We start from the raw sequence: 25,045 nt of genomic DNA, 5'->3' as shown, positions 1-25,045 counted from the left end.
GATACGCTAAAAAAATCACATATGGTTAAACTGACTTTTTGGTAAAAAGAGTAAACAAAAAGAGAGCGATAGCGGCTATCGCTCCCCAAAATTCATTAGTGAAAACAACCTGAAGCCACCAAATTCACAGGTAAAAACGCCCGCAACCTCCTGACTGGCAAGCGGATTAACGGGCGTGGCGACTAATCCATGAGCGCTTGGGCGATTTTGTCGGCTGCTTGCATGAGGCGCTCCAGTACACGTTCGGTACTGACCGCTTGGGCTTTAATATTGATAAACGGAATAATCAATACCGCTACCGCGCCATGCACACCAATCACCGGAACGCAGAAATCGGTCACGCCATCCACAAAATCACTGCTGAGTTGGATATACCCCTGGGACACGCCCCGACGCGCCTTGGCCAAAAACCGCTCGATACGCTCTAGATCCACCGTCGCCGACAACTGTGGCAACCAGCTGGCCTGGGCATCGGGGGAGGCAAAACCGTAGAGCAAAGCACCGGAATTGGTATCGATCAAACGGCGGCGATAGCCCACACGCACCGAAAAACCCAGATCCATGGGGCTTTCCTGACGGGCGATAACCACAATCTGGTCGCCCGAGGGAACCACCAAATGACAGGACTGCCCCAGCTCGCGGCAGAGTTCTTTCATCGCGGGCAAGGCTACTTCCAGCAGGGTTTTTGCCGTGCCTTGGGAAATACCCAAGGTGAATAGTTTGTTGGTGAGCATGTAGCCATCGCGCCCATCCGTCATTTGCGCGATATAGCCGCGATACTCCAGCGCCAACACCATGCGAAACAGCTCGCTCACCGAGCGGCCCAAGTGGGTTGCCATCTGTGAAGTGGTGAGTGGGGACGGGCTGCGCGCCAGTAGCTCCAGAATATCCAGCCCCTTTTCCAGCGCTGGTGCGCGATATTTACGCTCGGCATCCTCTGCCAATTCGTGCTCCAGTTGGTCTGCCGCGTTGCTCATTGTTGTTGTCATAGCGATTTACCCATTTTTAGTTTTAGTGATTTATGGTTTTTTGTGATTTATGTTTTTAGTTGAGGCGATAAAAACGCGAGCTGGTACTGCTAAAAATGCTTTCCAACTCTTCCGGTGCGCAACCGGATAAAGCTCTGCGCACCAACGCCAACCAGCCGCTATAGCTGGCCCATTGGGGATTGGCCGCCACACCCAGTACCGGCCAATCGCTGCCCCACATCAACCGCTGCGCTCCAAACTGCGCATACAGCCAGGTGATGTAGCGGGCAAGCAGTGCAGGCTCCTGGCTAGCCCCCGCCTCGGTGGGCAAGCCAGAAACTTTGCAATACACATTTGGTAACGCCGCCAGCTTCGCCATGGCGTCACACCAATCAGGTGCCAGCTGATTACTGGCCGCAACAGGCGGTTTGGCTGCGTGGTCTATCACCAGCGGCAGTTCCGGATGGCGCCGCGCAAACTCGTACACAAAGGGCAAGTGGCGCGTATAGACCAGCGCATCCAGGGCCAGTTGGTGCTGCTTCATGGCCGCCAGCGCTGGTTCCAATTCCGGGCGCAGAATCCAGTTGTCCTCGGCGAGCGCTTGCAACATAGGCCGCAGGCTACGCAATTTGGAAGCCTGTCCCGTCGCCGATGGCTGCATTAATTGCGCAATGCGGGCCGGTGCCGTGGGCGAGGCTAAATCCACCCAGCCCACAACGGCCTTGATAAAGCCAGACCCGGTTGCCAGTTGCAGCAGGTAATCGGTATCCGCATCACAGGTTTGGGACTGCACCAGCACCGACCCCGTCACCCCTGCCGTGCGGGCAATACCCTCGAACTCGGGCAGGTGGTGGTCGCGATAAATCGAGGGCAAATCCGGCGTTGGCCAAACACAGCCATGGGCGCCCAATTGCCACAAGTGATGATGGGCATCAATCACTGGCCCAGCTCCGGTTTTGCCAGGGGTTGATCGGCCACTTCCAGCCGGTCGCGCTGGCGCGCAAAAGCGGCGATCACCACAAAACAAAGCAGCGGGATTATCACCGCCAGATGAATGGAGCTGAGGTCTGAGATCAACCCCATCACGGCGGTCAGTACCGCGCCGCCAATAATGGCCATCACTACCAGCGATGAACCTGCTTTTGCCAATCCTCCCAGATTTTTAACGCTCAACGCAAAAATAGTGGGAAACATAAGCGACATAAAAAAGCTGGTCGCCACCAGTGCGAGCAAGCCGCTGTAGCCGGGGGCCAAAATGGCGTAGGCACAGAGCAACACATTGGTGAGGGCGTACAGCCACATTAACCAGGCGGCGCGGCAGCGCGACATCAACGCCGTTGCCACAAACCGGCCAATCATAAACAACACCAGCGATGCCATGAGGTAATTCGCGAGGGTTTTCTCACCGGTGCCGGGCACGGCCTCCTGCCCGTAGCGAATCAAAAAACTCCAGATGCACACCTGCGCTCCCACGTAAAAAAACTGGGCGGTCACGCCAAACATAAACTGGCCATTGCGCAACAGGGTTTTGTAGTCCGCCCAGCCACCAATGTCATCCTGGGTCCGCTGGGTGGCGATGCGCGGGAACTTAACCCACAGCACTAATAGCGCCCACACCACGACCACCACTCCCAATACCAGATAAGGTCCCTGCACTGCCTGGGCTTCGCTGCTGTAAAACTGCTCCAGTTGCAACGCGCTCATGGCGGCCAGCTCATCGGCAGTGGGTTCATGGCCGGAAAAAATAAACTCGCGGCCAATATAAATCCCCGCAATACAACCAAAGGGGTTAAATGACTGGGCAAAATTCAAGCGCCGCTCCGCCGTTGCCGGGTCGCCCATCGCCACAATTAAGGGGTTGGCGGAGGTCTCCAAAAACGCGAGGCCGCTGGCAATCACAAACAGCGCCAGCAAAAACAGGCTGTATTCGCGCAGTTCTGCCGCCGGGTAAAACATAAACGCGCCCATGCCGTACAGCAGCAAGCCAAAAACGACAGCGGCTTTGTAGCCGAAGCGCTTCATCCACAACGCGGCGGGAATGGAAAACACAAAATAGCCGGTATAAAACGCGGATTGCACTAAACCGGCCTTAAAGTCCGAGAGGGTAAACAGCTTTTTGAAATGGGTGATGAGTATGTCGTTAAGGTTGTTCGCCATGCCCCATAAAAAAAAGAGGCTGATAATTAATACCAAAGGCAGCAGCACCTGGGCCGCTTTGGGCGTTGTATTCATCTTTGCTCCACTGGCGGCACTTGAGTGCAACCACTTATTCATTATTAGGATGGAGATGGCTCGCCGAGCCGCGTTATGACTATCACTGTGACTATGGCATTTGTTTGCTGCAAACCGGACAAGCCTGTTTACGAGCAAAACACAGTTCATATTTAAAACATACTAGCATAGAGTCAAATAAACCATAACGCTTTTTACGCGATGATATGCCTGCAGCAAAATCAATACAACCGGAACCGTGGGGAAAGGAAAATTAGCGGCAAACAGAAAGGAAAGCTGGCCCAACTCCACACCGTGAATCAGGCCAGTTAACGAGCGGAATTATTCTGTCAGGTCAGGCTCAGCAACCACCTCATCCGCAGGCGTGGGCGCTGGTTTTTTTAAGGTATTGATATCAAACCACAACTCGGCCCGATCCAGGGGTGTCTCTTTGGGCAAGGTCGGGTTGTCGATCATAAAAGCGATGCGGTCGTGCAAATTTGCCTGCTCGATCGCCGAGCGCACAATCGGATGACGGAAAAACACTTCGTTAAAACTGCCATCGGCAATCGCACGATTCAAACCCAGTTCCAAATCTGCTGCCAGCTTGGTATTGCCGTGTTTGGTAAAAAAATACAGCGGCATGCGGTAGACCAGCATGATGCGCTTCTCTACCGTCAGCGGCAGGTTTTTATTGGTCTCCAGCTCGGCCCAAGGCTCTTGCACACCACGTGGGAAGGCATCAAACCGGTCGCCATCCAGCATATAAAACAAACTGGGGTACTTGTTGGTGCGAATGACCTTGAGGCCATTGCTCTCCAAAATGCCCGAATCCGCCCAAGTAGTGCCCTGCCCAAAAGTAAACTTTTTCAGGTCATCAAAGGTTTTCACCTGATCAAAACGGGCCTGTGACTCGGGTTTGATAATAAAAATGCGGTGCCCGAGCAAGCCGCGGTACAGCGGGATACGTATCGGCAGCAACATTTCCTCCATCTCGATATTGGTTGCAGCCCAGAGTAAATCCATCCGGCCGGAGGCCACATCATCCATATTGCGTGCCTGGGTTACCGGGGTGTTATCCACCTTCAGTTCATAGCGGGTGTCCGTTTTGCTCAGCGCTAAATTCAGTATTTCCATGACATAACTGGCATTGCCGTCGGCCGCGCCATTTACGCGAATAACATTGGATTGGGCGCTGAGGGGGGCGGCCATAAACGCAGCAAGAAACAAGGGGGCAGCGATCAGCTGGCGAACAAAAAATCTAGTCATAAAAAAACCATTGCCGGGTTGAGTGGTTTGAACCTGAAAACTTAATTTATCATATTTATATTTTAACTTTTAAACACTAAAAGATGGCGTAAAAAAACCAGCTTTTATGCTGGTTTTAGTGTAGACCTTATTGCGATGTTTCGCGCTTTTATACCGGCAAGCGGTGCACTGTACGACGGCGCCACCACAACCCGCCCAACAATAAGCCAAACAGTGACAGGCTGACCGGCTCACTCACCACAACGGGCGGGAGGGGGATATCCACACTCACGCCTTCAAATAAAAAGACGTTATCGTTGAAGTCACGGTCGCCACCGCCCCAGATATCCTCAAAACCTACCAGAAAACGATTGCTGCCCAGGTTCAGCACCTTGGTGTGCACTTGCCCGTCATTCCAGCCCTTGCTGTCCTGATTATTGGCTGCAGCGCCGCTGAAAAAATAGTTGGTGTTGGGGTAGTGAATATTGTCCGCGTTGTAATGCAGTACCAGCGCCTGCAGGCCAAAAATCAAACTGTCACCCACCGCCAAACCGGAGATCACCCGCGATTGCCCAAGGTTATCGGGCACACAGCTATTACCCGCTTTCGCTTCGGCATATTCACAGCCGCCACGGGTTTCAAACAGTTGATTGCTGGTATTCACCGGGTTAAAAGTCCCCAGGTTATTGGTGCCACCAGTGGCGTAGATAGGGTCCCAAAACGCCGTGCGATCTAACAGATCACTGCCCTGTTGCGCCAGAAACAATACCGAGTTGCGCGCCGCACCAGTACCTAAAAACGTCACCCGCACCGATTCAGACGCCGCCGCCAAACCGGCACCGACATTGTCTTGCAAGGGCGCGTTTTTGAATTGCCCGAGAATGCTTTCATCGATATTAAAGCGACTGTCGCCATTGCCGAGGGTGTAGCGGGAAAACCATTCATTGGTACCGGGAGTCGCACCGGGAGTGGCGATGATCTGATAATCCGCCGTCGCCCCCGACCAACCACTGCCGTTGGTACTGGCATCCTGCAGGCCGCTAATACTATAAGCCTGAGTCGCCACGCTGATCAGCGACAAGCTTGCCGCGATAAAAGCTGAATAAAGGGATGTGTTACGCATATAACTGTTCGTTAGCCTCTTGCCGTAATTTATGGTTATTGGTTTGTTTAAAAAACAACCCGCAAACTATCACGCCAAAAAATGTGAAGCCATCGAGGTTTCCATGAATACGAATGCAATCTCAGCCCCAAAACGAAGCGGCCAGATTAGTCAGATTTATTCACCGCATTTCATCAGCAATCGGCTAGGGTTATAGTCACCACCACACCCGAATCCCACAGTTCCGGAGCGTTTCCATGACCTCATTGCTCGCCCTCAGCGCCAACATTCTGATCGCCGCCATCGCCCTGCTGCATATTTATATTCTGGTGCTGGAAATGTTTCTGTGGGAAAAACCCGCCGGCCTGCGCGCCTTTCGCAACAGCCCCGAAAAAGCAGCAGCCACCCGAGTGCTGGCAGCGAACCAGGGTTTATACAACGGCTTTTTAGCGGCGGGATTAGCTTGGGGGTTGTGGCTGGGCGATGCTGGGCTACACCTTAAAATTTTCTTTTTACTCTGTATTGCCATCGCCGGTATTTACGGCGCACTGACGGCAGCGCGCAAAATTATTTTTATCCAAACTGTGCCAGCGGTAATTGCGCTGGCACTTTTGGCACTAGCGGTAGTTGTTTAACTCCGAGCTGCTTGGCGCAGGGCTTTTTGAGCCTTGCGCAGCTCGCGCTTGAACTGTTTGTTACGTTTGCGCTGTTCGGGGCTGGGCTTTGCGCAGCTATCTTTATTCGGCATATCTTCGGCGATACGAAACCCCTCCAGCGCGCCGATAAAATCGATACTCCAGGGCGAACGCTGGGTCATTGCAAAGGGCGCCCAATGCCAGGAGCCACCGCGAATCATGCGCTTGGTGCAATCGCCCGTCATACGTGCTGAGGCATCCTTCGCATCACCGGGGTACGTTTCGTTGGCGCAATCGCGGGTAAATTCGTTGATATTGCCAATCATGTCATGCAGGCCAAAGGCATTGGGCTGGTAAATACCCACCACACTGGCATAACCGCTTTTATCATCGCAGGCCAAGACCCCCACATGGTCTTTGGATTCCAAGCCATCGTAATCGCGCTTGATCGCTGCCTCGGCCGCTTGATCAGCGGTATTGGCAAACGCACAGGCTTGTGTTGCCTCTTCACCCCAGAAGTAAGTGCTGGTTGTACCGGCACGCGCCGCATATTCCCATTCCACTTCACTCGGCAAGCGATAACTTCTACCAGTCTCTTTGCTCAACCATTCCACATAAGCCTGGGCGGCATCCCAACCGATACAAGTAACAGGTTCAAACTCACTCGCTGAATGTTTGTTTTTGGCCCAGCTGCCAGGGCGTTTGGCAAACCACTTTTGGCTGTCCATTTGCTGGCAGCTGGTGGGCGCGGGGTAATTAGTAGCGGCAATAAACTGGCCAAACTCTTTCACCGTGACTTCGTACTTACCCATGCGAAAGGGTTTGATGGGCAAGGTTGCTATTTGTGTGCCGGTACTCACCACCGCGCCATCTTTTTGGGTGGTAGTCTTGGGGTGCAGGGTGAGTTGCCCGGCGGGGATATCCACCATAATAGGCTCAATCAAACCATCGGCCGCCCACAATAAATGGCTCTGGCTGGCGATAAGTAAAACGGGCAGACGTTTAAGACAAAATCCTACAAGTGACATAAATCGAATCCTTAACCGGGAAATTAATTGCGAAAGCGCAAAGCCTTCAAGCAAGCGCGTGACCATGCCGACACAGCGGCACTGCTGGCGATTTGAGCAAGGCACTCGCGCAAAATCCTATTAATTTCCTGATTTTGTCCTTTTATAGAAAAACTATAGATTTTTTAGCTGCGCCTAACACCAGCGCCTACCGCGCCCAGCGCAAAAACCGGTGTAAACTCCCGCGCACTAACTCCTACTAATAAGATGTTGTATTGCCCGTGGACTATTACTTTACTAACGCCCAATTCAATCAGTTTCAATTTAATGACCAGAGCTTATTGCTACTAAAAGATGGCCAAGCACTGGCCATTCGCAATAACGAAGCAAAACTGCTCGCGTTTTTTTTGGCCAGTCCGCAGCAGGTATTTAGCAAAGATGCGATTCTTGAAAGTGTGTGGGCGGGCAAAGTCGTCTCTGAACAAGCCGTGTTTCAGGCGATTAGCAACCTGCGCAGCATCTTTGGTGATGAGACGATCAAAACCTTTCCCAAAAAAGGTTATCAATGGCAAATCGATGTGCAGCAGGCGCCCTCAGCTACAAGTCCAACATCTAATCCAGCATCGCCCCTAACAACAGCGGAACCAACGACGACAACCAGCAGTAAACATCCTCGCCACCAATCGTGGCTCTGGTTGTGCGCCGCACTGCTACTGCCGGGTTTACTCTTTACTCTGCTACTAAATCTCTCGGCGGGAGACGACTCGGTTCCCATCCCGATCATTGTGCAGCCCTTTGTGCTCGACACTCAGCACACCGGCGCACCCAACCTTGCCCAGCAAATGCACGACGCCGTGTTTGAACAAATTAATAGTCAAGCGGCGCTGGTGGCGCATTTACCCCCTGCGCATTATTCACCCGCACAAATTGCCGCTGAACCTGCACATTATTTACACCTCTACCAGCAAACCATCGCCGCTAATCTATTAGTGAGTGGGCGCACTCGACAGCTAGGCGACAAGTTAATTCTGTCGCTGGTGATACAGGGTCAACAAAACCAGTGGAGGGGTTATTTAATGGCGAGCAATGCCACTGCTTTAGCGACTGAGTTGCACAGCCTGTTGCACAAAATTGCACCTATGAAAGTGCTCTGGGAGAGCCGCGATTTACGGTTGATCAACGCCCAACTGCAATTACTCTACAGCGAAAACCCCGGCAACCTGACCATGCTCTACCAGCTGATGAACAACTCACTCTATTTAGGCGATGTTGATCAAGCCCGCCTGCACGCCCAGGAACTGGAACAGCAAGCACTGACTACCCAGAACCTGCCCTATCAAGCACTCGCTATACGCGCCCAAGCTCTGGCGAATTTGGATCTGATCGATGCGCCCCGCTACATCGCCCTGCTGGATAAATCCCACGCTCTGGCGACAGAATTTAACGACCCGATTTTGGAGAGCCAGATACTGGAGTTCTACACCTATATTTATCACCGGCTGAAAAATTTTGATTTGATGGAGAAAAATTTACTGACGGCCCTGGCCTTGGCCGAGGCCGCACAAGCACCGGAACAGCAAGCACAGGTACTGCGACTGCTATCCATTTTTAGTTATAAATTAGACCGCGCCGACAAACGCGATGAGTATCTTGCACGCGCGCACGCTATTTTGGATCAACACCAATTCCCCAGTGAAAGCTACGCACTGCTGGAAGATATTGCAGGCATGTTCACGAGTGACCAAAGCCAAAAAGAATATTTTTTCTGGCAGGCACTCAACCGCTTCAGCCCCGAGCAAGAAGCCTGGGTAAAAGAGCGTGCGCAGGAGCATTTAGTCGACCTCTATATCGAGCAACAGCGCTGGCAGGACGCCTTTGCAGTATTTGCCAAAGAAACTCACTTTTCCGGCGCCGAACTTTTTTATCAAGCCTTAATTCACTTTAACCAAAACAACTTTGCTCTGGCCCAAACCCAAGCCGAAGCTGCCTTTAAACAAGCCAATATCAGCGGCGAATACTCCGCCGCACTGGAAGCAGCAGTATTACTGGCGCAACTGCACAAACAATTTACCCAGCCGGATCTGCAAAAAACCTATATGGAATATATAAATAAAAATGCTCTACCCTCCTGGAAAAAAAGCAAAGCGAAGGTATTAGCGGAGCTGGATGTTAAACCCGAAGCCTAAGGATGAATAAAACCGCGCAAATGAATCGCTATGTAATATGGTGTAATGGTGATTGGCGCAATGTGTGGTGATAGTCTTTACTCACCCACTTAAATCCAAAAATTGTCATTAATTACGGTACTAGATTTAAAGCCGTTAAAGCGCCTTACTTGACCAATGGCACAATCAAGGTAGGTTGCTGGTGAGTTTACGAACCACAACGGGTTGAAGATTAGCGTGTGCCCAACAGCGCTGTTTATCAAAAATAAAACATGTAGGGCGCGCTTCGCGAAGCAAGCCGCCGAAGGTCGGCAGTGTGCCCGAAGCGAACAGCAAGCCAAATGAGCGCAGCAACTAATTGAGATTATTTTTGCTGTATAACTCCATAATTAATTCGTAGTGACAGTTAACCCTTTGATTTAGCACGAACTAAATCGACTGAAGGTTTATCTACTTTTGGAGTTATACAGCACCACACCAAATTAGTTGGAATAACGTTCTGTGGGTTATATAGTTGGTGCAATTTAATAAACTGTTATAGAGAATGGAAATGAATAGAAAATTATTTTTGTTAATCATCACTGTCTTCTCTGGTTTTGCGCATTCAGAAAACGAGTGGTGTAGCTATGAAATTGAAAAAAGGGAACCCAGTCTTAAAGAGTTGATTTCCTGTCCTTCGGAAAAAGCAAACATAGAGTATGAATCGTCATTAAATGAATTTAAAAGTTTAATTCAATCTATAAAATCAAAACATCCTGATTTAGCCAAAGAATACCAACGAATCGAAGCTAATATGCTTGATCTAATTGAAAAGCATCGATTATACATCGAAGCAAAATGCAATTTTGAGTTCAATAACTATATATTAGAGTTATACCCTACTGCAAAAGGTTCGGAGGGTGACTATGACAGTGCGAAAATCGCATGTGAACAATCATATAAAATTGAAGCATCTAAAAAAATTAGAGAAGTAATTACGTCATGCAATACAATAGATGAAGTATATGAACTTCCATGTATTTGGTAGCCTATAACAAGGTGTTCCAACACCGTTACGGCGCTTCGCGCCTCCACTCGACAGTTTGTAAGTAGCGCATTTAGCGAATCGCTGCGCGAAGTTTTTCGTAAATGCGCTACTTACAAACTTCGGCTGAACACGACGTTATGAACTCTATGAAATATACCGAAGAATATTTAAAAATCATTGATCATGTATACGGCACTTATTTTGACGCTACCTATGGCTTTCATTTACAAATGAAGGAGCTGTCTGAGCAGGAGGAGCTAGATACAAATCATTTAGAAACACGCCATGAGAAAATTTCCAAAATTCATGAAATGAGCTTTAAACCATTATCTTATGGAATAGAAGGCGAAGAAGCCGTAGAGCATTCAGTTACTATTCGAGATTATAAAGCAAGAAATTGGCCTGATGATGGCACTAATTATCAATGGGCCGCTAAAATGACTTTAGTAACAATTTATGAGTTTTGGGAAGAACGCTACAGAGAGTTAATTGCTAAGGAGCGCGGCCTAAACTCTAAAGATGATTTAAAAATTAATGAATTTGGTGAGCTTGGTTATTTTAGAAATGCAATTTTGCATAATCTAGGTGTAGGAACAAAAGACTTTAAAAGAATGAAAGTCTTTACATGGTTTAACTATCATGAGGAAATACGCTTAGATACTGTAAAAATTAGTTTTATTGTTAAAGCTTTGAAGCAAGCTCTTTCATAACAAGGCGTTGCAGCACCGCACACTTCGTGTGCTCGACAGTTTGTAAGTCGCTTTTTTGTGGTTTTGCTGCGCAAAAGTCTTCCACAAAAAACCAACTTACAAACTGCGGCTGAACTTGGCGTTAGGATTCCGAGTTACCCACCAACTGTAGACACCCTGTATAGTTAGAAAATCCTATATGGAGGTGCTCATTATGGCACGCAAGAAAACACAAGCTTACACCGAAGAGTTTCGCCGTGAAGCAGTTAAACGTGCAGAGAAGGAAGGTAACACTACTGCATCTGTTGCCCGCGATCTTGGAATTAGCGCACAACAGATCTATAACTGGCGCCGTCAGTTTACCCGCCTTTCTGAAAAACAATTTAATTCTATTGCTGGTGTTGATTATTCAAAAAATGAAAGTGATGAGTTACGTCAGCTAAAACGAAGAAACGCAGAACTGGAAAAAGAGCTAGCCTTCTTAAAAAAGGCAGCTGCGTACTTTGCGAACCAGCACGAGTAAAGTACGCGTTAATTCGTGAGCACTGGGAGACTTTTCCTGTATCGCTGATGTGTCGTGTGCTGTCTGTCTCTCGCAGTGGTTATTATCGCTGGATTGATCGGGAAAAGAGTCAACGACAACTGCAACGGGAATGCCGTGAACGCCAGATAATTGATACTTATGCGACTTACAAGGCGCGCTATGGTGCACCGCGAATCGCTAAAGAGTTGCATGCAATAGGTCAGCCTTGTTCAGTTAACTTTGTTGCCAATGTGCTGAAATTACAAGGTTTAAAGGCCCACAACGGGAAAGCATTTAATTATGGAAGCCATGCGTTGACGATGCATAATGTATCGGAGAATTTACTCTGGCGTCGCTTCGGTGCGAGCAAACCCAATGAGAAATGGACAACGGATATTACGTATATCTGGGTTGAAAAACAGTGGCTCTATCTGGCGGCAGTGATGGATTTGTACTCGCGCAGTATTGTTGGTTGGTCGCTGGATACCAGCATGACGGAGGCGCTGATTACTGATGCATTACGTATGGCATTTGAACGCCGGGATGTCAAACCTGGGCTAATCATTCACTCTGATCGAGGTGTCCAGTATCGTGCCCAAAAATATATTGACTTTATGCGGTGTCATGACGCCATTCCGAGTATGAGTCGCAAAGGGAACTGTTGGGACAATGCGCCGATGGAGTCCTTCTTCAGTCGCCTGAAGGTTGAGTTGATTTATACCCGGCAATTCCACTCGATTGAAGATGCCAGATCGAGTATCTTTGAATACATAGAAATTTTTTATAACCGCTTACGCAGGCATTCCAGTATTGGTTATGTTGCACCAGCAGAGTTTGAACGAATGACAGCCTTGGCTGCATAGTTAGGGTGTCTACTTTTTGTGGGTAAGACCAGATTTTCATGGAGAAGTAATCATGTTCAGTAAGTCAAGCTCTTCAAAAAACTCTCCGTACCTTTCTGATCCGCAGCGACTAAGCGACGTAATCGCAGCTATCCAAGCTATGGCAACATATAAATTTTATAAGCTCACCCACGCGGGTTGGGCTGACCGTTTATCGGCGGACGAGTCGCAGGCTGAGAAATGGAAAAAGGTATTTATTGAACATCCCGAATTTTTTAGGCTTGACTCCACTAGAGAAAAAGCTTCTCTCGTTTGGCGGCGCCAATTTCCTAAACGTTACAATGTTGATACTGAGTGCGTTATTACTTACCTAGAATATTCAGCGTTATCACCCGAAGCGCAACTCAGAATATCACGAATCCCACTAACACCTGCCGACATAAAAGCCTTGGTGGATACCGCAGTTAATCTTCACTCTAGGGCTTTAGAGCATCAAAAAGACAAACGTTGGTGGGCAGCATTATCTGGTGGTATTGGCGGTCTTCTTGGGGCCATAATTGGTGGGCTGCTAAAATAATCCTAACAAGCGGTTGCAACGCAGCTACAGCGCTTCGCGCTTACAAACTGCGGTTGAACCGAACGTTATGTTTCTCTAGGAGAGAGTAAATGAAAAATGTAATCTTACTTTTAGCGCTCATGTCTTTTATCCAACTGACCTTCGCAAAAGAGGTTGGAAATACTGCCTATATTGGAAAATGGCGTATTGCACCAGAGTGGGCTGGCTGGTTCGCTCCAGAATGCAGAGAAATGGAAATGCAATTCACGGAGAACGGTACATTGATTCGCACTACAGGAAAGTTGGTGTATGAATCAAAAGTAGAGCTTATTAACGAAGGGTTTAGGGTTAAGCTAAATGAAAAATTGCTTTCACATAACTCGGAAAATACTTGTGCTGGTAAAAATGCGGAGAAAATAATCCAACATTTATATCATAGCGCCTATTTTACAGTTTCAGGTGATCGCCTTTTTTACTATCGCAATAAAAACAAAGAATCGCTTATTGTTTTCAGCCGTATATAAAACATAAAAAAGCGTAGCAACTCGCGCACTTCGTGCGCTGGACAGTTTGTAATGCCTAAGGAAAATAGAATGTGGAAGTGTGAGGAATGCGGTGAAGAGCATGAAAATCAGTTTGAAACCTGCTGGAAATGCGAAAGCTACAATGAATCAACTGGTTTCAATAATCCATTAAAAATGGATTCAGTGGAAGATATTAAAAGCAGCACAAAAATAGTCTTAATAATATGCACTATAATTTTTGGCATAGCTGGGGCTGTAACGTTCTACCCATTGTTATTGTCCGGCATGATCTTCGACGCTCCCGGTTCAGATTCAAATCCAATAAATTGGGTTATATTTATTAGTCTATTTACTTTTGCTCCTATGTGCATAGTGTCTATATTTGTTTCATGGGGTTTTTACTCGGGTGGCTCCTATGGCCACGCAAAAAAGGCCTACTTGCTCCCAGTTGTAAATATTTTGGCCCTGCTTGTGTGCGCCATAATTTCTGAAATTATCAGTTTTTTCAGCAAGTAGCTAAAAAATATACATAACAAGCGACTGTGGTAAAAAAATCGGTAGATTCGGCATCAAAATCATTCTTCTCTCTTGCTGGGAAATCTGTCACCAAGGTCCGCAATTGGCCGAACTGCGAAGTTCGGCGGCTTGCTTCGCGAAGCCCCCCTACAACTGCTGGATGCTCTAATTAGCTCAAAATCTCCGCTGACTCAGGCTTTGGTTTCTGAGTTACTCTATTTTTTACATACATTCAGATTTCCAACACCCCTTTACCACTTCGAGAAAACTTACCCTTATGCGACCAGAACTGAGATCCAAAATTATAGAGGTGTGCGACAAAAAGATCGCCAGTAAAGGTGATGGGGTGGGTGTTTCGTTTTATGCGTTCTTCGCCAATAAAAATCACAACCCTGAGTTGCTAATGGAAGCAGCTACCTGGTGGATTGAAACCCACAAATTAGACCACTTCGTTAAAGCGCATAAAATTAAAGAAATGGTGCAGCGTAATTTGTGAGCAAGGCTTGATAAACAACTACTGATGCCAGTGAGCCAACACAAATGCCCAACTTAATGTTATTTACCGATGGCAGCGTGGATACCAAAACCCGGGTTGGTTTTGGGGCATACCTTGCGGTTGAGAATATCGATTCACCACTTTCTGATTTACTCGCCACGGTGAAGGTAAAACCGTTTGAAAATACCTCGTCCACCAGACTGGAGTTGCAAACCCTGTTGTGGGCAATGGATGAAATACTGTTAGCCAATACCGAACAAACACAGCGGGTAATGATTTATAGCGATTCACAAAACATAGTGGGTTTGCCGGCGCGACGTGCTGGTTTGGAGCAGCGGGATTATTGTGCAAACTCGGGTAAACGGCTGAATAATGCCGACCTTTACCAGCAGTTTTATGGGATGATGGATCGCTGCGCCTGCACGCTTATTAAGCTGGATGGGCATAAACCAGCGCGTGAAAAAGATACGTTAGATAAAGTATTTGCATTAGTCGATAAAACATCCCGCGCTGCCTTGCGCCACTTTAATCACCCGAGAATGGATTATGAATTTAGATAAATCAAAAAAACGTATCGCCAAAAGAGCAAAAATGGGCTTTCAGGGTTACCCAAAAATATCATTAACTTACTACGGTAAAACCACCAGCCATGCCGATGAAGTGGCGATAGAGTTTGTATTAGAGGAAGGCGCCGATACTCAAGTGGAACGTTTCTCCAGCAAAATAGATGCACGTGAGGATGAAGTTATTCAATCGGCGATTGTAAAAATGATCGAGCGCTCAGAAGCGAAAACGGTGGTGCAAGTGGATGGGGTTTTGATTGTTGCCTGATTAATGCTAAACAATGGAAATATCGAAATGAATTATGTTGTTGCCGGTTTTTTACTTTTTCTGCTTACTGCTTGCTCACTGCAATCCAGCACTGCGACGAATGACACAAAAACAAACAATACCGAAACAAATATTGCAGTACTGCAAGTGGCAAATAACGTATTTGATCAATCCCAGCCAAATACCTTGGGTTTGCAAAAACCGGCGCAAATAGCACATCACTTGGTATTTAAAGCCAAAGCCGGCAGCGCGCAATATAATCACGGCGCGGTGTTGTTTGCATTTAACGGCGAATTATTTATTCAGTGGCAAAGTTCGCAGCAGGATGAAGATGCACCTGAAACCAAAATTCTGTACAGCCGTAGTAGCAACGGCAATGACTGGAGTGAGCCGCAACAATTAGTTGCGGCGCGCACTGATGCGTTGGTGACTAACGGTGGCTGGTGGCGTTATGGCGATACATTAGTGGCATTTATTAATGTGTGGCCACAGGGCTTGCAGCCTAAAGCGGGTTATGTGGAATACATTACCAGCCGCGATGGTAGCCATTGGTCCAAACCAAAACCGTTGCTGGACTACGCCGGTAAACCGGTGGCAGGTGTTATTGAGCAGGATTTAAAACAATTACCTAACGGCAGAATTCTTACCGCGATTCATCATCAACCGGGTTTAATTGCCAAACCGTTTTATACGGATGATGTAACAGGGCTTAGTGGCTGGACGCAAGGCGAGATGGAAAACTTGCCACATCAACCGGGCATAAGCCGCGAGTTAGAACCCAGTTGGTTTTTAACCAAACAACTAAAACAACAGCAACCAGTGATGGTATTTCGCGATCAAGGCAGCAGCTTCACCCTGTTGGCAGCGCGCAGTAACGACAACGGAAAAACCTGGACCAAACCCACCGCCACCAACATGCCCGACTCCCGCGCCAAACAAAGCGCAGGCAACCTACCCGATGGCCGCGCTTTTTTAATTAATAACCCCAGCGGAACCAAAAACCGCGCACCTCTCACCATTACTTTAAGCAGCGACGGTCAACTGTTTGATAAAGCCTACCTGCTGCGCAGCGAATCCGAATTGCCACCTATGCTGTATGCAGGAAAATACAAACGCACCGGCTACAGTTACCCCAAAAGTATTGTGTGGAATAACCGTGTATGGGTGAGTTATGCGGTCAATAAAGAAGATATTGAAGTGACTTCAATGGCGGTGGAAAATTTATAAAAGAACAATAGAAAAAAGATGTCCTCGCATAGATTTCAACAACAGTCGCCCTATGGAATAGAAAAATGCTTATTCGCCCCTATGAACCGAAAGACGCTGAAAAAATCTGTGGGATTTACAACTATTACATCAGCAATACCGTGATTACGTTTGAAGAAACACCGCTGACAACTTCCACAATGGCGAGCCGGATAGCCGCGTACACCCAGGAATACCCTTGGTTGGTGTGCGAGGTCGATGGCGAGGTGGTGGGTTATGCTTACGCAACCAAATGGAAAGAACGCGCGGCCTACAAGAACACCGTAGAGGTGACGATTTATTTGGCAAACGGTTTGGCGCGCAAAGGTTATGGGAAAGCGCTTTATGCCGCGCTGCTCGATGAGTTAAAACAATTAAATTGTCATGTTGCTCTTGGCTGTATCGCCTTACCCAATGAAAGCAGCGAACAACTACATGAATTTTTTGGCTTTAAAAAAGTCGCCCACTTTTCCGAAGTGGGCCGCAAGTTTGGCCAGTGGCTTGATGTGGGTTACTGGCAGAAAATAATTAACCAATAAAAATTACAAACCGCTAGGCAATTGCCTTGAGTGAACTGCCGATCCCCAATAACAATTCGAATTGTGACACTGGCATGGGAGCGCCAAAAAGATAGCCCTGACCTTCATCGCATTGTTCACGGCGCAGGTAATTGTATTCGGCCTGGGTTTCAATACCTTCGGCGATGACTTCCAGATCAAAATTGCGCGCCATATCTATAATTGCGCGCACCACTGAGGCGTCGCGCTTGGAGGTTAAAATTCCTCGCACAAATGATTGGTCAATTTTAATGCGCGATAGCGGGTAAGTTTTTAACAAGCTGAGGGATGCGTAACCCGTTCCAAAATCATCGAACGCAATGCCTACCCCCTGTTGATGCAAACGCTGCAAAATTTCCAGCACAATATCGTCGTTATCGAGCACGATATTTTCGGTCACTTCCAGTTCAAGCGCTTCCGCCGGCAGCCCATGGCGCGCCAAGGTTTCCATCACCTCTGCGGCTAAATCCCCCACGCGAAATTGTGCGCTGCACAGGTTGACGCCAATGCGAAATTCCGGCGCGCCACTGCGGCGCCAATATGCAGCTTGGGCGCAGGCTTCATCCAGAATCCATTAACCAACCGTGGCCGCCAGTGGGCCACCTTCGAGTGCAGGTAAAAATGCTGCGGGAGTTAACAAACCGCGCTCGGGGTGAAGCCAGCGAATTAAGGCTTCGGCGCCGGTGATGGTGCCATCCGCCATATTGATTTGTGGTTGATAGAACAACAGGAATTCGCCTTTATCCACCGCGCGATGCAATTCAAGCCCATACAGCCGCCGCGCCATGGCCTCCATGCGCAGGGCGGGCACAAACAGGAATACCCGCCCGCGCCCGTTACTCTTTGCTTTAAATAATGCCAGGTCAGCATTACCGACCAATTCCAGCGCTTCTTGCGCCTGCGTAGGTGCGAGCGCTACACCGCAACTCGCCGCTACCCGAACCTCATTGCCATCGACATTAATTGGTTGCGCAATGGCGGCAAGCACGGCATCGGCCACGTGCATAGCAGTGGCGGCATCGGTCACATTCGCCAGGAGTATCGCAAATTCATCGCCACCAATTCGCGCCACCAGATCTTCACTGCTCACCAGTTGCGATAAACGGTTGGCCACTTCGCACAAAATGGCATCGCCCAGAGTGTGGCCGAGCGTATCGTTAACATCTTTAAATCCATCGAGGTCAATCATCAGCACGGTAGCCGGTGCGGGGCTAATTAATATTTCTTCTACGCTGCGATAAAATTTTCCGCGATTCGCAAGCCCCGTAAGCCCATCGATATTAGCCTGCTGGCGCAAGGCTTCCTCTTCGCGCTGCTGCGCACTCAGGTCTTTGAGTACAGCTTCAAATTTCATATGGCCGCCATCGCGCCAACCAAAAAGCGCAAAGCTAAAACGAAATTCGCTGCCGTCTTTACGCAGCCCGGTTACTTCAGTGGGAATATTAATTTGGTCGAGAGAGTAGGCATCAATCGCTTGAGTGATGAGTGCACGAAAATGGGCGCGATCGCGCTCGGGTAACAACAAGTCAAATTGCAGGGCATTTTTATCTTCCAACTTATAACCACTCACCTCTGCCGCCGCATTATTCCACTCGATAATTTGCAACTGCTCATCGAACCAAATAACCGCCGAGGACGAGCTGCCCGCATATTCATGAAATGGTGGCCGGCTTCGCTCTGTGGAGACTTCAATGCGCCGCAATTCCAAGCGATCCGCCGCCATTTTTGCCAGCTCCAACAACCGCTGCCGATCCTCCCGGGAGAAATCGCTATGGGGGCGATCATCGATCACGCAGAGCGCCCCCAATGCCAAGCCGTCGGGCGAGAGCAAGGGCACACCGGCATAAAAGCGCAGATTGGCCTCCCCGACTACCAGCGGATTATCGTGAAAGCGCTCATCGAGAGTGGCATCGGGCACCACCATCACATCGGACTGGGTAATAGCATGGGCGCAAAAAGATACGTCGCGGCGCATATCCACGTCACCCACGCCCACACTGGCGGCGAAAAAAACGTGATCGCTACCAATCATGTTGACGGCAGCCACCGGCATATCAAACATGCGCGATGCAATACGCACCACCGGGTCCAGGCTTTGCAGCATCTGCTCTTGATCCAACCCATAATCAGCTAAAGCGTTTAAACGTGCAGATTCATTGGGGAATTTGGCAGGGCACTTCATCGGTACATCCTCCTACTTGGATTTTCCCTGAGCAAAGTTAAGCCCTGTCAGTATAGGAAAGGAAAAAAGTAGGAGTTCAAAATGCAAATATTGATGCCAGAAAAATGCAACAGCGGTGATTTATTGTTGTCGTTCGATAATAACTTGAAGGTCACCCGCGACTTTTAGCGCCGCTATACCATCGCCGTCGATAGCACCCAGTTTGATCAAACCCGGCGAGTCACCGAAGTCGCGGTAATAAATTGCGAGGTTGCCCCACGGGGCGTAATAGGCAATATCGCCCACTTTGGGTGTCATGGTTGATGGGGCGCCTTTGCGGCTGATTTTTTTCGGGAGGTCGCTGATTTTTTCAGTATTGTTGTAATCAGTGAGCGTTAAAGTCAGTGGCAGTAGCGCTACAAAATCCCGCGCTGTGTCATTGTCGAGCAGGGTTGCATTAATTACGGTTCCATCATTAATGGTGATACTAATTTTCATGGTTTCACTCCGCGCGTTCACACTGAATAACAGCACTGTTAATAGCAGCAGGCTTGTTGTTTTCCAACTTATAAACAGTTTCATACTGTCTCCAAAAAACTTATCTGGTTTTTACATCTTGCGCGGGCGGCCTGCCAAAATAACGTGAATATTCGCGACTGAATTGTGATGGGCTGGCGTAGCCTACGCGCAAGCTGGCGGTGGTTGCATCCATCATTTCAGACAACATCAGACTTTTGGCTTCTTGTAAGCGCAGGGCTTTTTGGAATTGCACCGGGCTCATGGAAGTGATGGATTTAAAATGGCGATGGAAGGAGGATTCACTCATGTTGACAAAGCGTGCCAGCTCTTCAATGTTCAGCAGCTCAGCATAGTTTTCCCTGATCCATGAAATTGCTTTTACAATTTTCCAGGTTTTGGATTCCGCTGCGCCTATTTGCGCAACTGATGCACCCAGCGGGCTGCAAAGTAAACGAATAAAAATTTCATCCAATACTAATTCAGATAGCAATTGCAGTTCTTTGGGCGTGCGCAGTAATTCAATCAAGCGAGTCGCGGCAGCAACAATATGTTGATCCGAGTGGCCTACGTGAATGCCATTGGCATCACTTGTTTTGGGCAGGCCACGCGGAAATACTTTTTGCATCAAGCCGGCAATTTTTTGTGGCGACATGTCCATCACCAAACACAAATAAGGTTCGCGCCTGCTCGCTTCCACTACGCGCGCCTCCACCGGTAATGCCATGGAATAAACCACCATGCGCGATGGATCATATTCGTAGATTTTGTCGCCCAAAATAATGCGCTTGGCTCCTTGTGCAACCAAACAAATTCCCGCCTGACTCATCACATTAATGGGTTCTGCATCCACCGCTGAACTACGAAATACTCTGACACCGGGAATCGGTAAATCAAAGCAGCCGTCGTGCGGTGCATAAGTCGCAATCAATTGTGCGAGCCGGGCAATTGCCTTCAGATCGGGAGCGTTGTCGGTATTCATAGATGGCCGTCTCTTGTATTTATTCAACTACAAAAAATAAAAAGTAGATTTCATGCATGCGTCGGTTGTGCATGAGCGTCTTTCTGCGTGACCTGTTTCCAGGTGATAAAAGCCATCAGACTCGCGCTGAAAAGAATCACTGCACTCAGGCTAAAACTGCTGGCAATACCGTAGGCATCAAATACCCAACCGCCCGTTGCAGCACCCAAGGTGATCGCTAATTGAATCACTGCCACCATTAATCCACCGCCTGCTTCCGCAGAATCAGGTAAGGTTTTACTGAGCCAGGTCCACCAGGCGACTGGAGCGGCGGTGGCGAAAAATCCCCAGAGCGCAATCAGCATAAATGTAGCCACCAAGGATGCGCCCAATAAAATTAATGCAAGCGCGGTGAGCATCATAAAAAAAGGCGTGGCAACTAAAATGCTGTATAGCCGATTTTTTAACAGCCGCCCTACCACCAAGGTTCCTATAAGCCCACAAAACCCCATGACTAATAACAGCAGCGATAATTGCCCGACATCAACACCCGTCACTATTTCCAAAAATGGGCGCAAATAAGTAAACAACGCAAATTGCCCGATAAAAAATAACAGCACCGACAACATGCCCAACACAACCGGCCACCGGGTTAACAACATAAACACATTGTTTGCGGATTTTTGTTGCAAACGCGCAGGTTGTGATGGCAGCGAAGGCACGCTGTACCACTGCCAAATAAATGCAATCAGGGCGATGGGTAGAATACAAAAAAAGGCACCGCGCCAACCAATGATTCCGCCGAGAAAACTGCCCAGAGGTGCTGCAATGGTCATTGCCAGCGCATTGCCCCCATTAAGAATAGCCAAGGCTTTGGGAATGGCATTTTCAGGAACAAGGCGCATAACAACCGCCGCCGACATCGACCAGAATCCGCCAATACAAATTCCCAGCAGGGCGCGCCCACACAGAATTAAAAACACATTGGATGAGAGTGCAACCAGCGCCGCCGAAATGGCGAGTAACGCGGTAAAAAATAACAGCAGGCGGCGCCGATCTGTATTGCCGATCACCGAGGTTAATAACAAGCTGGTTAGCAAAGCAAAAAATCCCGAGATGGCGATAGTCTGCCCCGCTTGCCCTTCGGTAATCGCAAGATCAGCCGCCATGGGTGTTAGCAGACTGACCGGTAAAAATTCTGCCGCGATCAATACCATCGCGCAGAGTGACATAGCCCACACTGCGCTCCATGAAGGTTTGGTTGAGTTAGTCATCACCGACCTATTGCAAATTTTCGCGGAAGAAACGGGTTAATTTTTCAAATGGAATTAACTCGACACGATCGTAAAGGTCCACATGACCAGCGCCGGGAATTTTGACCAGCTCTTTGGGCTGACCCGCCAACCCATAGGCCGCTTCACTGAACTCACGGGAGTGCGCTTCAGCGCCGGTGATGAACAACATCGGGCGCGGTGAAATCGTATCTATGTCATTGAACGGGTAGAAGTTCATGAACTTGATATTACTGGTGAGTGTTGGGCGAGTGGTGGTTTGCGCGGACGCGCCTGCAGGTGTGAATTCACCGCGCGGTGTGCGATAAAAATCATAAAACTCGCGCTGAATCGGGTGCGTGTCTGCCGTTAATTCAAGTACGGTGCCACCGGTGTACTGCATTACGCCGCCGGTAAATTCCACGTAACGCTGCTCGGCAGCGGCTGCAATAATCTGTTTACGCTGCGCCAGTGTTTGCGAGTGATTTAATGCATTGCGATTGGCTGAGCCCATGTCGTACATGCTGACGGTGGCAATGGCTTTCATGCGCGGGTCTATTTTAGCGGCACTGATAACAAAACTGCCGCTGCCGCAAATACCAATTACTCCAATGCGATTGCGATCAACAAACGCGCGGGTGCCCAAAAAATCCACTGCCGCGCTAAAGTCCTCGGCGTAAATATCCGGCGCGACAGCATTGCGCGGCAGGCCTTCACTTTCACCCCAAAAAGACAAATCCAGAGACAAGGTAACAAAGCCCTGTTCCGCGAGCTTTTGCGCATACAAATTAGAACTTTGTTCTTTAACCGCGCCCATCGGGTGGCCGACAATAATCGCGGGGCTTTTGGTGTTTGGATTAGTATTTTTGGGAAGATAAAGATTCCCGGCGACGTTCATCTGGTATTGATTTTTGAAGGTCACCTTCTGCTCGGTTACCTTGTCACTTTTATAAAAATTGTTTGCACCATGGGACATATCAGCTCCTATTGCAGTAAATGAGCTGACCATTAATGCCAGCGACAGAATTAGCTTTTTCATCGGTATCTCCAAAGTCAGGAACCCAAAGAGACCTATGCCTCTTTGATTTCGTTGGCGCGGATCAACCCACAATCAGCAAACTGTATCGCTGGTTTTTGATTGAGCGCTTAACGATATTGCACGGTTAATCTATCCCTACCGAGCGCGGCAACCTTGCCTAATACCGTCAAGTTATTGCTTCATACTTGCTATCGTAAAAAATCAGGCCGTTTTGGTTTCACTCAATGCGCGATATTGAAAGTCACGCAGCTGCACTTTTCCGCTGCCCGCGCAGTAAATGCCCACCCTCAAACTCAAAAATCCGCCGAACACATTGTGGTTCAAACCGGACACTTCCATGCGCGTGGGGTGACGCACCCAGGTGCCGCCGGCATCTTGTGAATATTCGTAGGTGATGACCTGATGATCGTTGGTGATGCGCATCCGCAAGCTGCGGGTTTTTAGCGGGATGCGCGCCCAGCTTTGCTCCTCGGCATATTGGAAACTTTTAATTGCCTCGGCAGTAAACCCCATGCCCACAAACGCTTTGTGGTTGTAAAACAGCAGCAAACCCGCTTCGGCATCGCCTTCCAGTTGAAGGCTCACCTCCACTTGATAAGCACGATCTACCACACCGCAAGTGAGTGGTGAGGAATCCACCGGTGAATTACCGGCCGCGGCTAATTCCAGCACTTTTTTACCGTAGCCTACCCGCGCTAATTCATTGGCGCCGGGGTTGTGAAATGCCCATTGGGTGCCAAATTTGTTGCGAGAGAAATCGTCCGAGAGCGCGGCGCCACTCGCGCTTGTTTTGCCAAGGCGCGGTTTGGCGATGGGCTGCGACAAGTCACCGCCTTTGGCGTGGAACCAGCCGTCGTCCGTCCACTCGATAGGCTCAAGCAAGGCTTGGCGACCGAGGGTTCTAAAACCGTTTTCGTAGCCGTGGTACACCATCCACCAATCGCCACTCTTGCCGTCCACAGAAGGCCCTTCAATCACAGTGGCGTGGCCGCGCGACCACCAGGGTTCGGCTTCCGATAAACTGCGCACCAAGGGGTTGTGAGGGCAGTGCTCCCAAGGACCGTGAATGGAACGCGAGCGCGCGGCAATCACCATATGGCCAGTGACGGGGCCTGCGGTGCCGCCCACCGCCGTGACCAAATAGAACCAGTCGCCGCGTTTGAACAACTTGGGGCCTTCGGGGGCGAAGTTTTCCACAATCCAGTGATCAGGGTAGACCCAAGGGCTATAGGCCGCTTGCAACTCGCCGTCAGTCGCCAAGCCGTCATCGGTCAGGCGGATTTTGCGGATACCATTCACAAACAAATAACGTTTGCCGTCTTCACCCACCATGTGGCCGGGGTCGATGCACCCTTCAATCTTCAGGTCGATAGGGTCGCTCCAGGGGCCATTGATATCGTCCGCCCAAATTACATAGGTCGACCAGGGCTTGCCGTCGGTGAGCGCGGGAATATAAATGTAATAGCGGTCGCCATGCTTGCAGATATCCAAGGCCCACAGGGTGCCGATATTGCGCGTTAAGGCCGCACCAATCGGCGCCCAGTTCACCAAATCCGTCGAATGCCAAAGCACAATGCCGGGGTAAGTATTGAACGACGAAAAGGTCATGTAGTAATCATTGCCATCTTTGAGGATGGTAGGGTCGGGGCGATCACCCGCAATAATCGGGTTGAGATAAGTCCCGTTGCCCAAATCCGCTTTGCGCTGGCCTTCAATCCCCCGGCCCCATTGCGGTTTGTAGGGAACGCAGGGCGCGAGTGATGAGGTAGTTTGCGGCGAGGCAGCTTGGGCACTGGTCAACAATGCCAAAGGCGATGCCACAGCACCGGCCAAACAGGCTTTGAAAATATCTCTGCGGGTTGCATCAAACATGGTGTAACTCCCGTGCGTAGCGGATTGGTAGAAGTAGCGAATGGGTGTGAGCCGCGCATTGCTGTAAATGACGGAATAAACAA

24 protein-coding genes and 2 pseudogenes are annotated in these 25,045 nt (G+C 49.1%); 14 read left to right on the top strand and 12 right to left on the bottom strand.

Going from position 1 to position 25,045, the window contains the following annotated elements:
* Nucleotides 1-182: 182 nt before the first annotated feature.
* From D0B88_RS08090 to D0B88_RS08070, 5 genes are all read right to left on the bottom strand, one after another.
* Complete coding sequence (locus tag D0B88_RS08090; RefSeq protein WP_007645852.1) at nucleotides 183-989, bottom strand: IclR family transcriptional regulator; 807 nt, start codon at nucleotides 987-989, stop codon at nucleotides 183-185.
* Between the two features lie 55 nt (nucleotides 990-1,044).
* Nucleotides 1,045-1,908 (bottom strand): amidohydrolase, encoded by an 864-nt coding sequence (locus D0B88_RS08085; RefSeq protein WP_151056412.1) that lies wholly within the window; start codon nucleotides 1,906-1,908, stop codon nucleotides 1,045-1,047.
* Complete coding sequence (gene fucP / locus D0B88_RS08080; RefSeq protein ID WP_151056409.1) at nucleotides 1,905-3,200, bottom strand: L-fucose:H+ symporter permease; 1,296 nt, start codon at nucleotides 3,198-3,200, stop codon at nucleotides 1,905-1,907. Before fucP ends, D0B88_RS08085 begins: the two co-directional genes overlap by 4 nt.
* Before the next feature lie 321 nt (nucleotides 3,201-3,521).
* A complete protein-coding gene (locus D0B88_RS08075; RefSeq protein ID WP_007645845.1) occupies nucleotides 3,522-4,448 on the bottom strand; it encodes a transporter substrate-binding domain-containing protein in 927 nt (308 codons plus the stop codon).
* Nucleotides 4,449-4,596: 148 nt separating this feature from the next.
* Nucleotides 4,597-5,550: a DUF4114 domain-containing protein gene (locus tag D0B88_RS08070; RefSeq protein WP_151056407.1), complete on the bottom strand. Its 954-nt coding sequence runs from the start codon at nucleotides 5,548-5,550 to the stop codon at nucleotides 4,597-4,599.
* 236 nt (nucleotides 5,551-5,786) lie between these two features.
* On the opposite strand from D0B88_RS08070, the gene D0B88_RS08065 reads away from it, so the two are divergent.
* Entirely contained in the window at nucleotides 5,787-6,164 is a 378-nt protein-coding gene (locus D0B88_RS08065) for a DUF1304 domain-containing protein (RefSeq protein WP_007645839.1), read from the top strand.
* Here D0B88_RS08065 and D0B88_RS08060 read toward each other — a convergent pair.
* Nucleotides 6,161-7,192, bottom strand: coding sequence for an SUMF1/EgtB/PvdO family nonheme iron enzyme (locus tag D0B88_RS08060; RefSeq protein WP_151056405.1), 1,032 nt, complete (start codon nucleotides 7,190-7,192; stop codon nucleotides 6,161-6,163). The two genes, D0B88_RS08065 and D0B88_RS08060, sit on opposite strands and share 4 nt — an antisense overlap.
* Before the next feature lie 260 nt (nucleotides 7,193-7,452).
* On the opposite strand from D0B88_RS08060, the gene D0B88_RS08055 reads away from it, so the two are divergent.
* The 13 genes and pseudogenes from D0B88_RS08055 (at nucleotide 7,453) to D0B88_RS07995 (ending at nucleotide 17,124) form a co-directional block, all read left to right on the top strand.
* A complete protein-coding gene (locus D0B88_RS08055) occupies nucleotides 7,453-9,357 on the top strand; it encodes a winged helix-turn-helix domain-containing protein (protein WP_191966546.1) in 1,905 nt (634 codons plus the stop codon).
* 529 nt (nucleotides 9,358-9,886) lie between these two features.
* On the top strand, nucleotides 9,887-10,363 hold the full coding sequence (locus D0B88_RS08050) for a hypothetical protein (RefSeq protein WP_040393956.1): 477 nt from the start codon (nucleotides 9,887-9,889) through the stop codon (nucleotides 10,361-10,363).
* Between the two features lie 146 nt (nucleotides 10,364-10,509).
* Nucleotides 10,510-11,073 carry a hypothetical protein gene (locus D0B88_RS08045; RefSeq protein ID WP_151056401.1) on the top strand — a complete coding sequence of 188 codons (564 nt, stop codon included), beginning with the start codon at nucleotides 10,510-10,512 and terminating at the stop codon, nucleotides 11,071-11,073.
* Nucleotides 11,074-11,266: 193 nt separating this feature from the next.
* The gene (locus D0B88_RS08040; protein WP_007646377.1) at nucleotides 11,267-11,575 is read left to right on the top strand and encodes a transposase; all 309 of its coding nucleotides are present in this window, start codon (nucleotides 11,267-11,269) and stop codon (nucleotides 11,573-11,575) included.
* Nucleotides 11,575-12,438, top strand: a pseudogene (locus tag D0B88_RS08035) (IS3 family transposase); the annotation flags it as partial. The gene D0B88_RS08040 and the pseudogene D0B88_RS08035, both read left to right, overlap by 1 nt.
* Nucleotides 12,439-12,490: 52 nt before the next feature.
* Nucleotides 12,491-12,994 (top strand): N-carbamoyl-L-amino acid amidohydrolase, encoded by a 504-nt coding sequence (locus D0B88_RS08030; protein ID WP_151056399.1) that lies wholly within the window; start codon nucleotides 12,491-12,493, stop codon nucleotides 12,992-12,994.
* Between the two features lie 89 nt (nucleotides 12,995-13,083).
* Nucleotides 13,084-13,497, top strand: a complete 414-nt coding sequence (locus D0B88_RS08025; protein ID WP_151056397.1) for a hypothetical protein — start codon at nucleotides 13,084-13,086, stop codon at nucleotides 13,495-13,497.
* Nucleotides 13,498-13,548: 51 nt separating this feature from the next.
* A complete protein-coding gene (locus tag D0B88_RS08020; RefSeq protein WP_151056395.1) occupies nucleotides 13,549-14,013 on the top strand; it encodes a hypothetical protein in 465 nt (154 codons plus the stop codon).
* 277 nt (nucleotides 14,014-14,290) lie between these two features.
* Nucleotides 14,291-14,509, top strand: a complete 219-nt coding sequence (locus tag D0B88_RS08015) for a DUF6500 family protein (protein ID WP_151056393.1) — start codon at nucleotides 14,291-14,293, stop codon at nucleotides 14,507-14,509.
* A 44-nt stretch (nucleotides 14,510-14,553) separates the two neighbouring features.
* Complete coding sequence (locus tag D0B88_RS08010) at nucleotides 14,554-15,069, top strand: ribonuclease HI (protein ID WP_151056391.1); 516 nt, start codon at nucleotides 14,554-14,556, stop codon at nucleotides 15,067-15,069.
* Complete coding sequence (locus tag D0B88_RS08005) at nucleotides 15,056-15,340, top strand: hypothetical protein (protein ID WP_151056389.1); 285 nt, start codon at nucleotides 15,056-15,058, stop codon at nucleotides 15,338-15,340. Before D0B88_RS08010 ends, D0B88_RS08005 begins: the two co-directional genes overlap by 14 nt.
* Nucleotides 15,341-15,367: 27 nt before the next feature.
* A complete protein-coding gene (locus D0B88_RS08000; protein ID WP_225318592.1) occupies nucleotides 15,368-16,567 on the top strand; it encodes a sialidase family protein in 1,200 nt (399 codons plus the stop codon).
* Between the two features lie 65 nt (nucleotides 16,568-16,632).
* Nucleotides 16,633-17,124: an arsinothricin resistance N-acetyltransferase ArsN1 family B gene (locus tag D0B88_RS07995; protein WP_151056385.1), complete on the top strand. Its 492-nt coding sequence runs from the start codon at nucleotides 16,633-16,635 to the stop codon at nucleotides 17,122-17,124.
* A gap of 13 nt (nucleotides 17,125-17,137) precedes the next feature.
* Here D0B88_RS07995 and D0B88_RS07990 read toward each other — a convergent pair.
* The 6 genes and pseudogenes from D0B88_RS07990 to D0B88_RS07965 all read right to left on the bottom strand — a co-directional run bounded on the left by D0B88_RS07990 (nucleotide 17,138) and on the right by D0B88_RS07965 (nucleotide 24,962).
* Nucleotides 17,138-19,246, bottom strand: a pseudogene (locus D0B88_RS07990) (putative bifunctional diguanylate cyclase/phosphodiesterase).
* A 198-nt stretch (nucleotides 19,247-19,444) separates the two neighbouring features.
* Nucleotides 19,445-19,885 (bottom strand): cyclophilin-like fold protein, encoded by a 441-nt coding sequence (locus D0B88_RS07985; RefSeq protein ID WP_151056383.1) that lies wholly within the window; start codon nucleotides 19,883-19,885, stop codon nucleotides 19,445-19,447.
* 16 nt (nucleotides 19,886-19,901) lie between these two features.
* Nucleotides 19,902-20,801, bottom strand: coding sequence for an AraC family transcriptional regulator (locus D0B88_RS07980; RefSeq protein WP_151056381.1), 900 nt, complete (start codon nucleotides 20,799-20,801; stop codon nucleotides 19,902-19,904).
* A 50-nt stretch (nucleotides 20,802-20,851) separates the two neighbouring features.
* The gene (locus tag D0B88_RS07975) at nucleotides 20,852-22,054 is read right to left on the bottom strand and encodes an MFS transporter (RefSeq protein ID WP_225318591.1); all 1,203 of its coding nucleotides are present in this window, start codon (nucleotides 22,052-22,054) and stop codon (nucleotides 20,852-20,854) included.
* Between the two features lie 7 nt (nucleotides 22,055-22,061).
* Nucleotides 22,062-23,090: an alpha/beta hydrolase gene (locus tag D0B88_RS07970; protein ID WP_151056379.1), complete on the bottom strand. Its 1,029-nt coding sequence runs from the start codon at nucleotides 23,088-23,090 to the stop codon at nucleotides 22,062-22,064.
* A gap of 201 nt (nucleotides 23,091-23,291) precedes the next feature.
* Entirely contained in the window at nucleotides 23,292-24,962 is a 1,671-nt protein-coding gene (locus tag D0B88_RS07965) for a family 43 glycosylhydrolase (protein ID WP_151056377.1), read from the bottom strand.
* Nucleotides 24,963-25,045 lie beyond the last annotated feature (83 nt).

Source organism: Cellvibrio sp. KY-YJ-3 (assembly GCF_008806955.1).
GTDB lineage: Bacteria > Pseudomonadota > Gammaproteobacteria > Pseudomonadales > Cellvibrionaceae > Cellvibrio.
The sequence above is the reverse complement of the archived record's forward strand: the minus strand, read 5'-3'. Positions and strand labels throughout refer to the sequence as shown.

Excerpts from the sequence above, each read along its gene's own strand:
- D0B88_RS08090 (WP_007645852.1), bottom strand. The coding sequence starts at position 989 with ATGACAACAACAATGAGCAACGCGGCAGACCAACTGGAGCACGAATTG.
- fucP (WP_151056409.1), bottom strand. The coding sequence starts at position 3,200 with ATGAATACAACGCCCAAAGCGGCCCAGGTGCTGCTGCCTTTGGTATTA.
- D0B88_RS08075 (WP_007645845.1), bottom strand. The coding sequence starts at position 4,448 with ATGACTAGATTTTTTGTTCGCCAGCTGATCGCTGCCCCCTTGTTTCTT.
- D0B88_RS08070 (WP_151056407.1), bottom strand. The coding sequence starts at position 5,550 with ATGCGTAACACATCCCTTTATTCAGCTTTTATCGCGGCAAGCTTGTCG.
- D0B88_RS08065 (WP_007645839.1), top strand. The coding sequence starts at position 5,787 with ATGACCTCATTGCTCGCCCTCAGCGCCAACATTCTGATCGCCGCCATC.
- D0B88_RS08060 (WP_151056405.1), bottom strand. The coding sequence starts at position 7,192 with ATGTCACTTGTAGGATTTTGTCTTAAACGTCTGCCCGTTTTACTTATC.
- D0B88_RS08050 (WP_040393956.1), top strand. The coding sequence starts at position 9,887 with ATGAATAGAAAATTATTTTTGTTAATCATCACTGTCTTCTCTGGTTTT.
- D0B88_RS08045 (WP_151056401.1), top strand. The coding sequence starts at position 10,510 with ATGAAATATACCGAAGAATATTTAAAAATCATTGATCATGTATACGGC.
- D0B88_RS08040 (WP_007646377.1), top strand. The coding sequence starts at position 11,267 with ATGGCACGCAAGAAAACACAAGCTTACACCGAAGAGTTTCGCCGTGAA.
- D0B88_RS08030 (WP_151056399.1), top strand. The coding sequence starts at position 12,491 with ATGTTCAGTAAGTCAAGCTCTTCAAAAAACTCTCCGTACCTTTCTGAT.
- D0B88_RS08025 (WP_151056397.1), top strand. The coding sequence starts at position 13,084 with ATGAAAAATGTAATCTTACTTTTAGCGCTCATGTCTTTTATCCAACTG.
- D0B88_RS08020 (WP_151056395.1), top strand. The coding sequence starts at position 13,549 with ATGCCTAAGGAAAATAGAATGTGGAAGTGTGAGGAATGCGGTGAAGAG.
- D0B88_RS08015 (WP_151056393.1), top strand. The coding sequence starts at position 14,291 with ATGCGACCAGAACTGAGATCCAAAATTATAGAGGTGTGCGACAAAAAG.
- D0B88_RS08010 (WP_151056391.1), top strand. The coding sequence starts at position 14,554 with ATGCCCAACTTAATGTTATTTACCGATGGCAGCGTGGATACCAAAACC.
- D0B88_RS08005 (WP_151056389.1), top strand. The coding sequence starts at position 15,056 with ATGAATTTAGATAAATCAAAAAAACGTATCGCCAAAAGAGCAAAAATG.
- D0B88_RS08000 (WP_225318592.1), top strand. The coding sequence starts at position 15,368 with ATGAATTATGTTGTTGCCGGTTTTTTACTTTTTCTGCTTACTGCTTGC.
- D0B88_RS07995 (WP_151056385.1), top strand. The coding sequence starts at position 16,633 with ATGCTTATTCGCCCCTATGAACCGAAAGACGCTGAAAAAATCTGTGGG.
- D0B88_RS07985 (WP_151056383.1), bottom strand. The coding sequence starts at position 19,885 with ATGAAACTGTTTATAAGTTGGAAAACAACAAGCCTGCTGCTATTAACA.
- D0B88_RS07980 (WP_151056381.1), bottom strand. The coding sequence starts at position 20,801 with ATGAATACCGACAACGCTCCCGATCTGAAGGCAATTGCCCGGCTCGCA.
- D0B88_RS07975 (WP_225318591.1), bottom strand. The coding sequence starts at position 22,054 with ATGACTAACTCAACCAAACCTTCATGGAGCGCAGTGTGGGCTATGTCA.
- D0B88_RS07970 (WP_151056379.1), bottom strand. The coding sequence starts at position 23,090 with ATGAAAAAGCTAATTCTGTCGCTGGCATTAATGGTCAGCTCATTTACT.
- D0B88_RS07965 (WP_151056377.1), bottom strand. The coding sequence starts at position 24,962 with ATGTTTGATGCAACCCGCAGAGATATTTTCAAAGCCTGTTTGGCCGGT.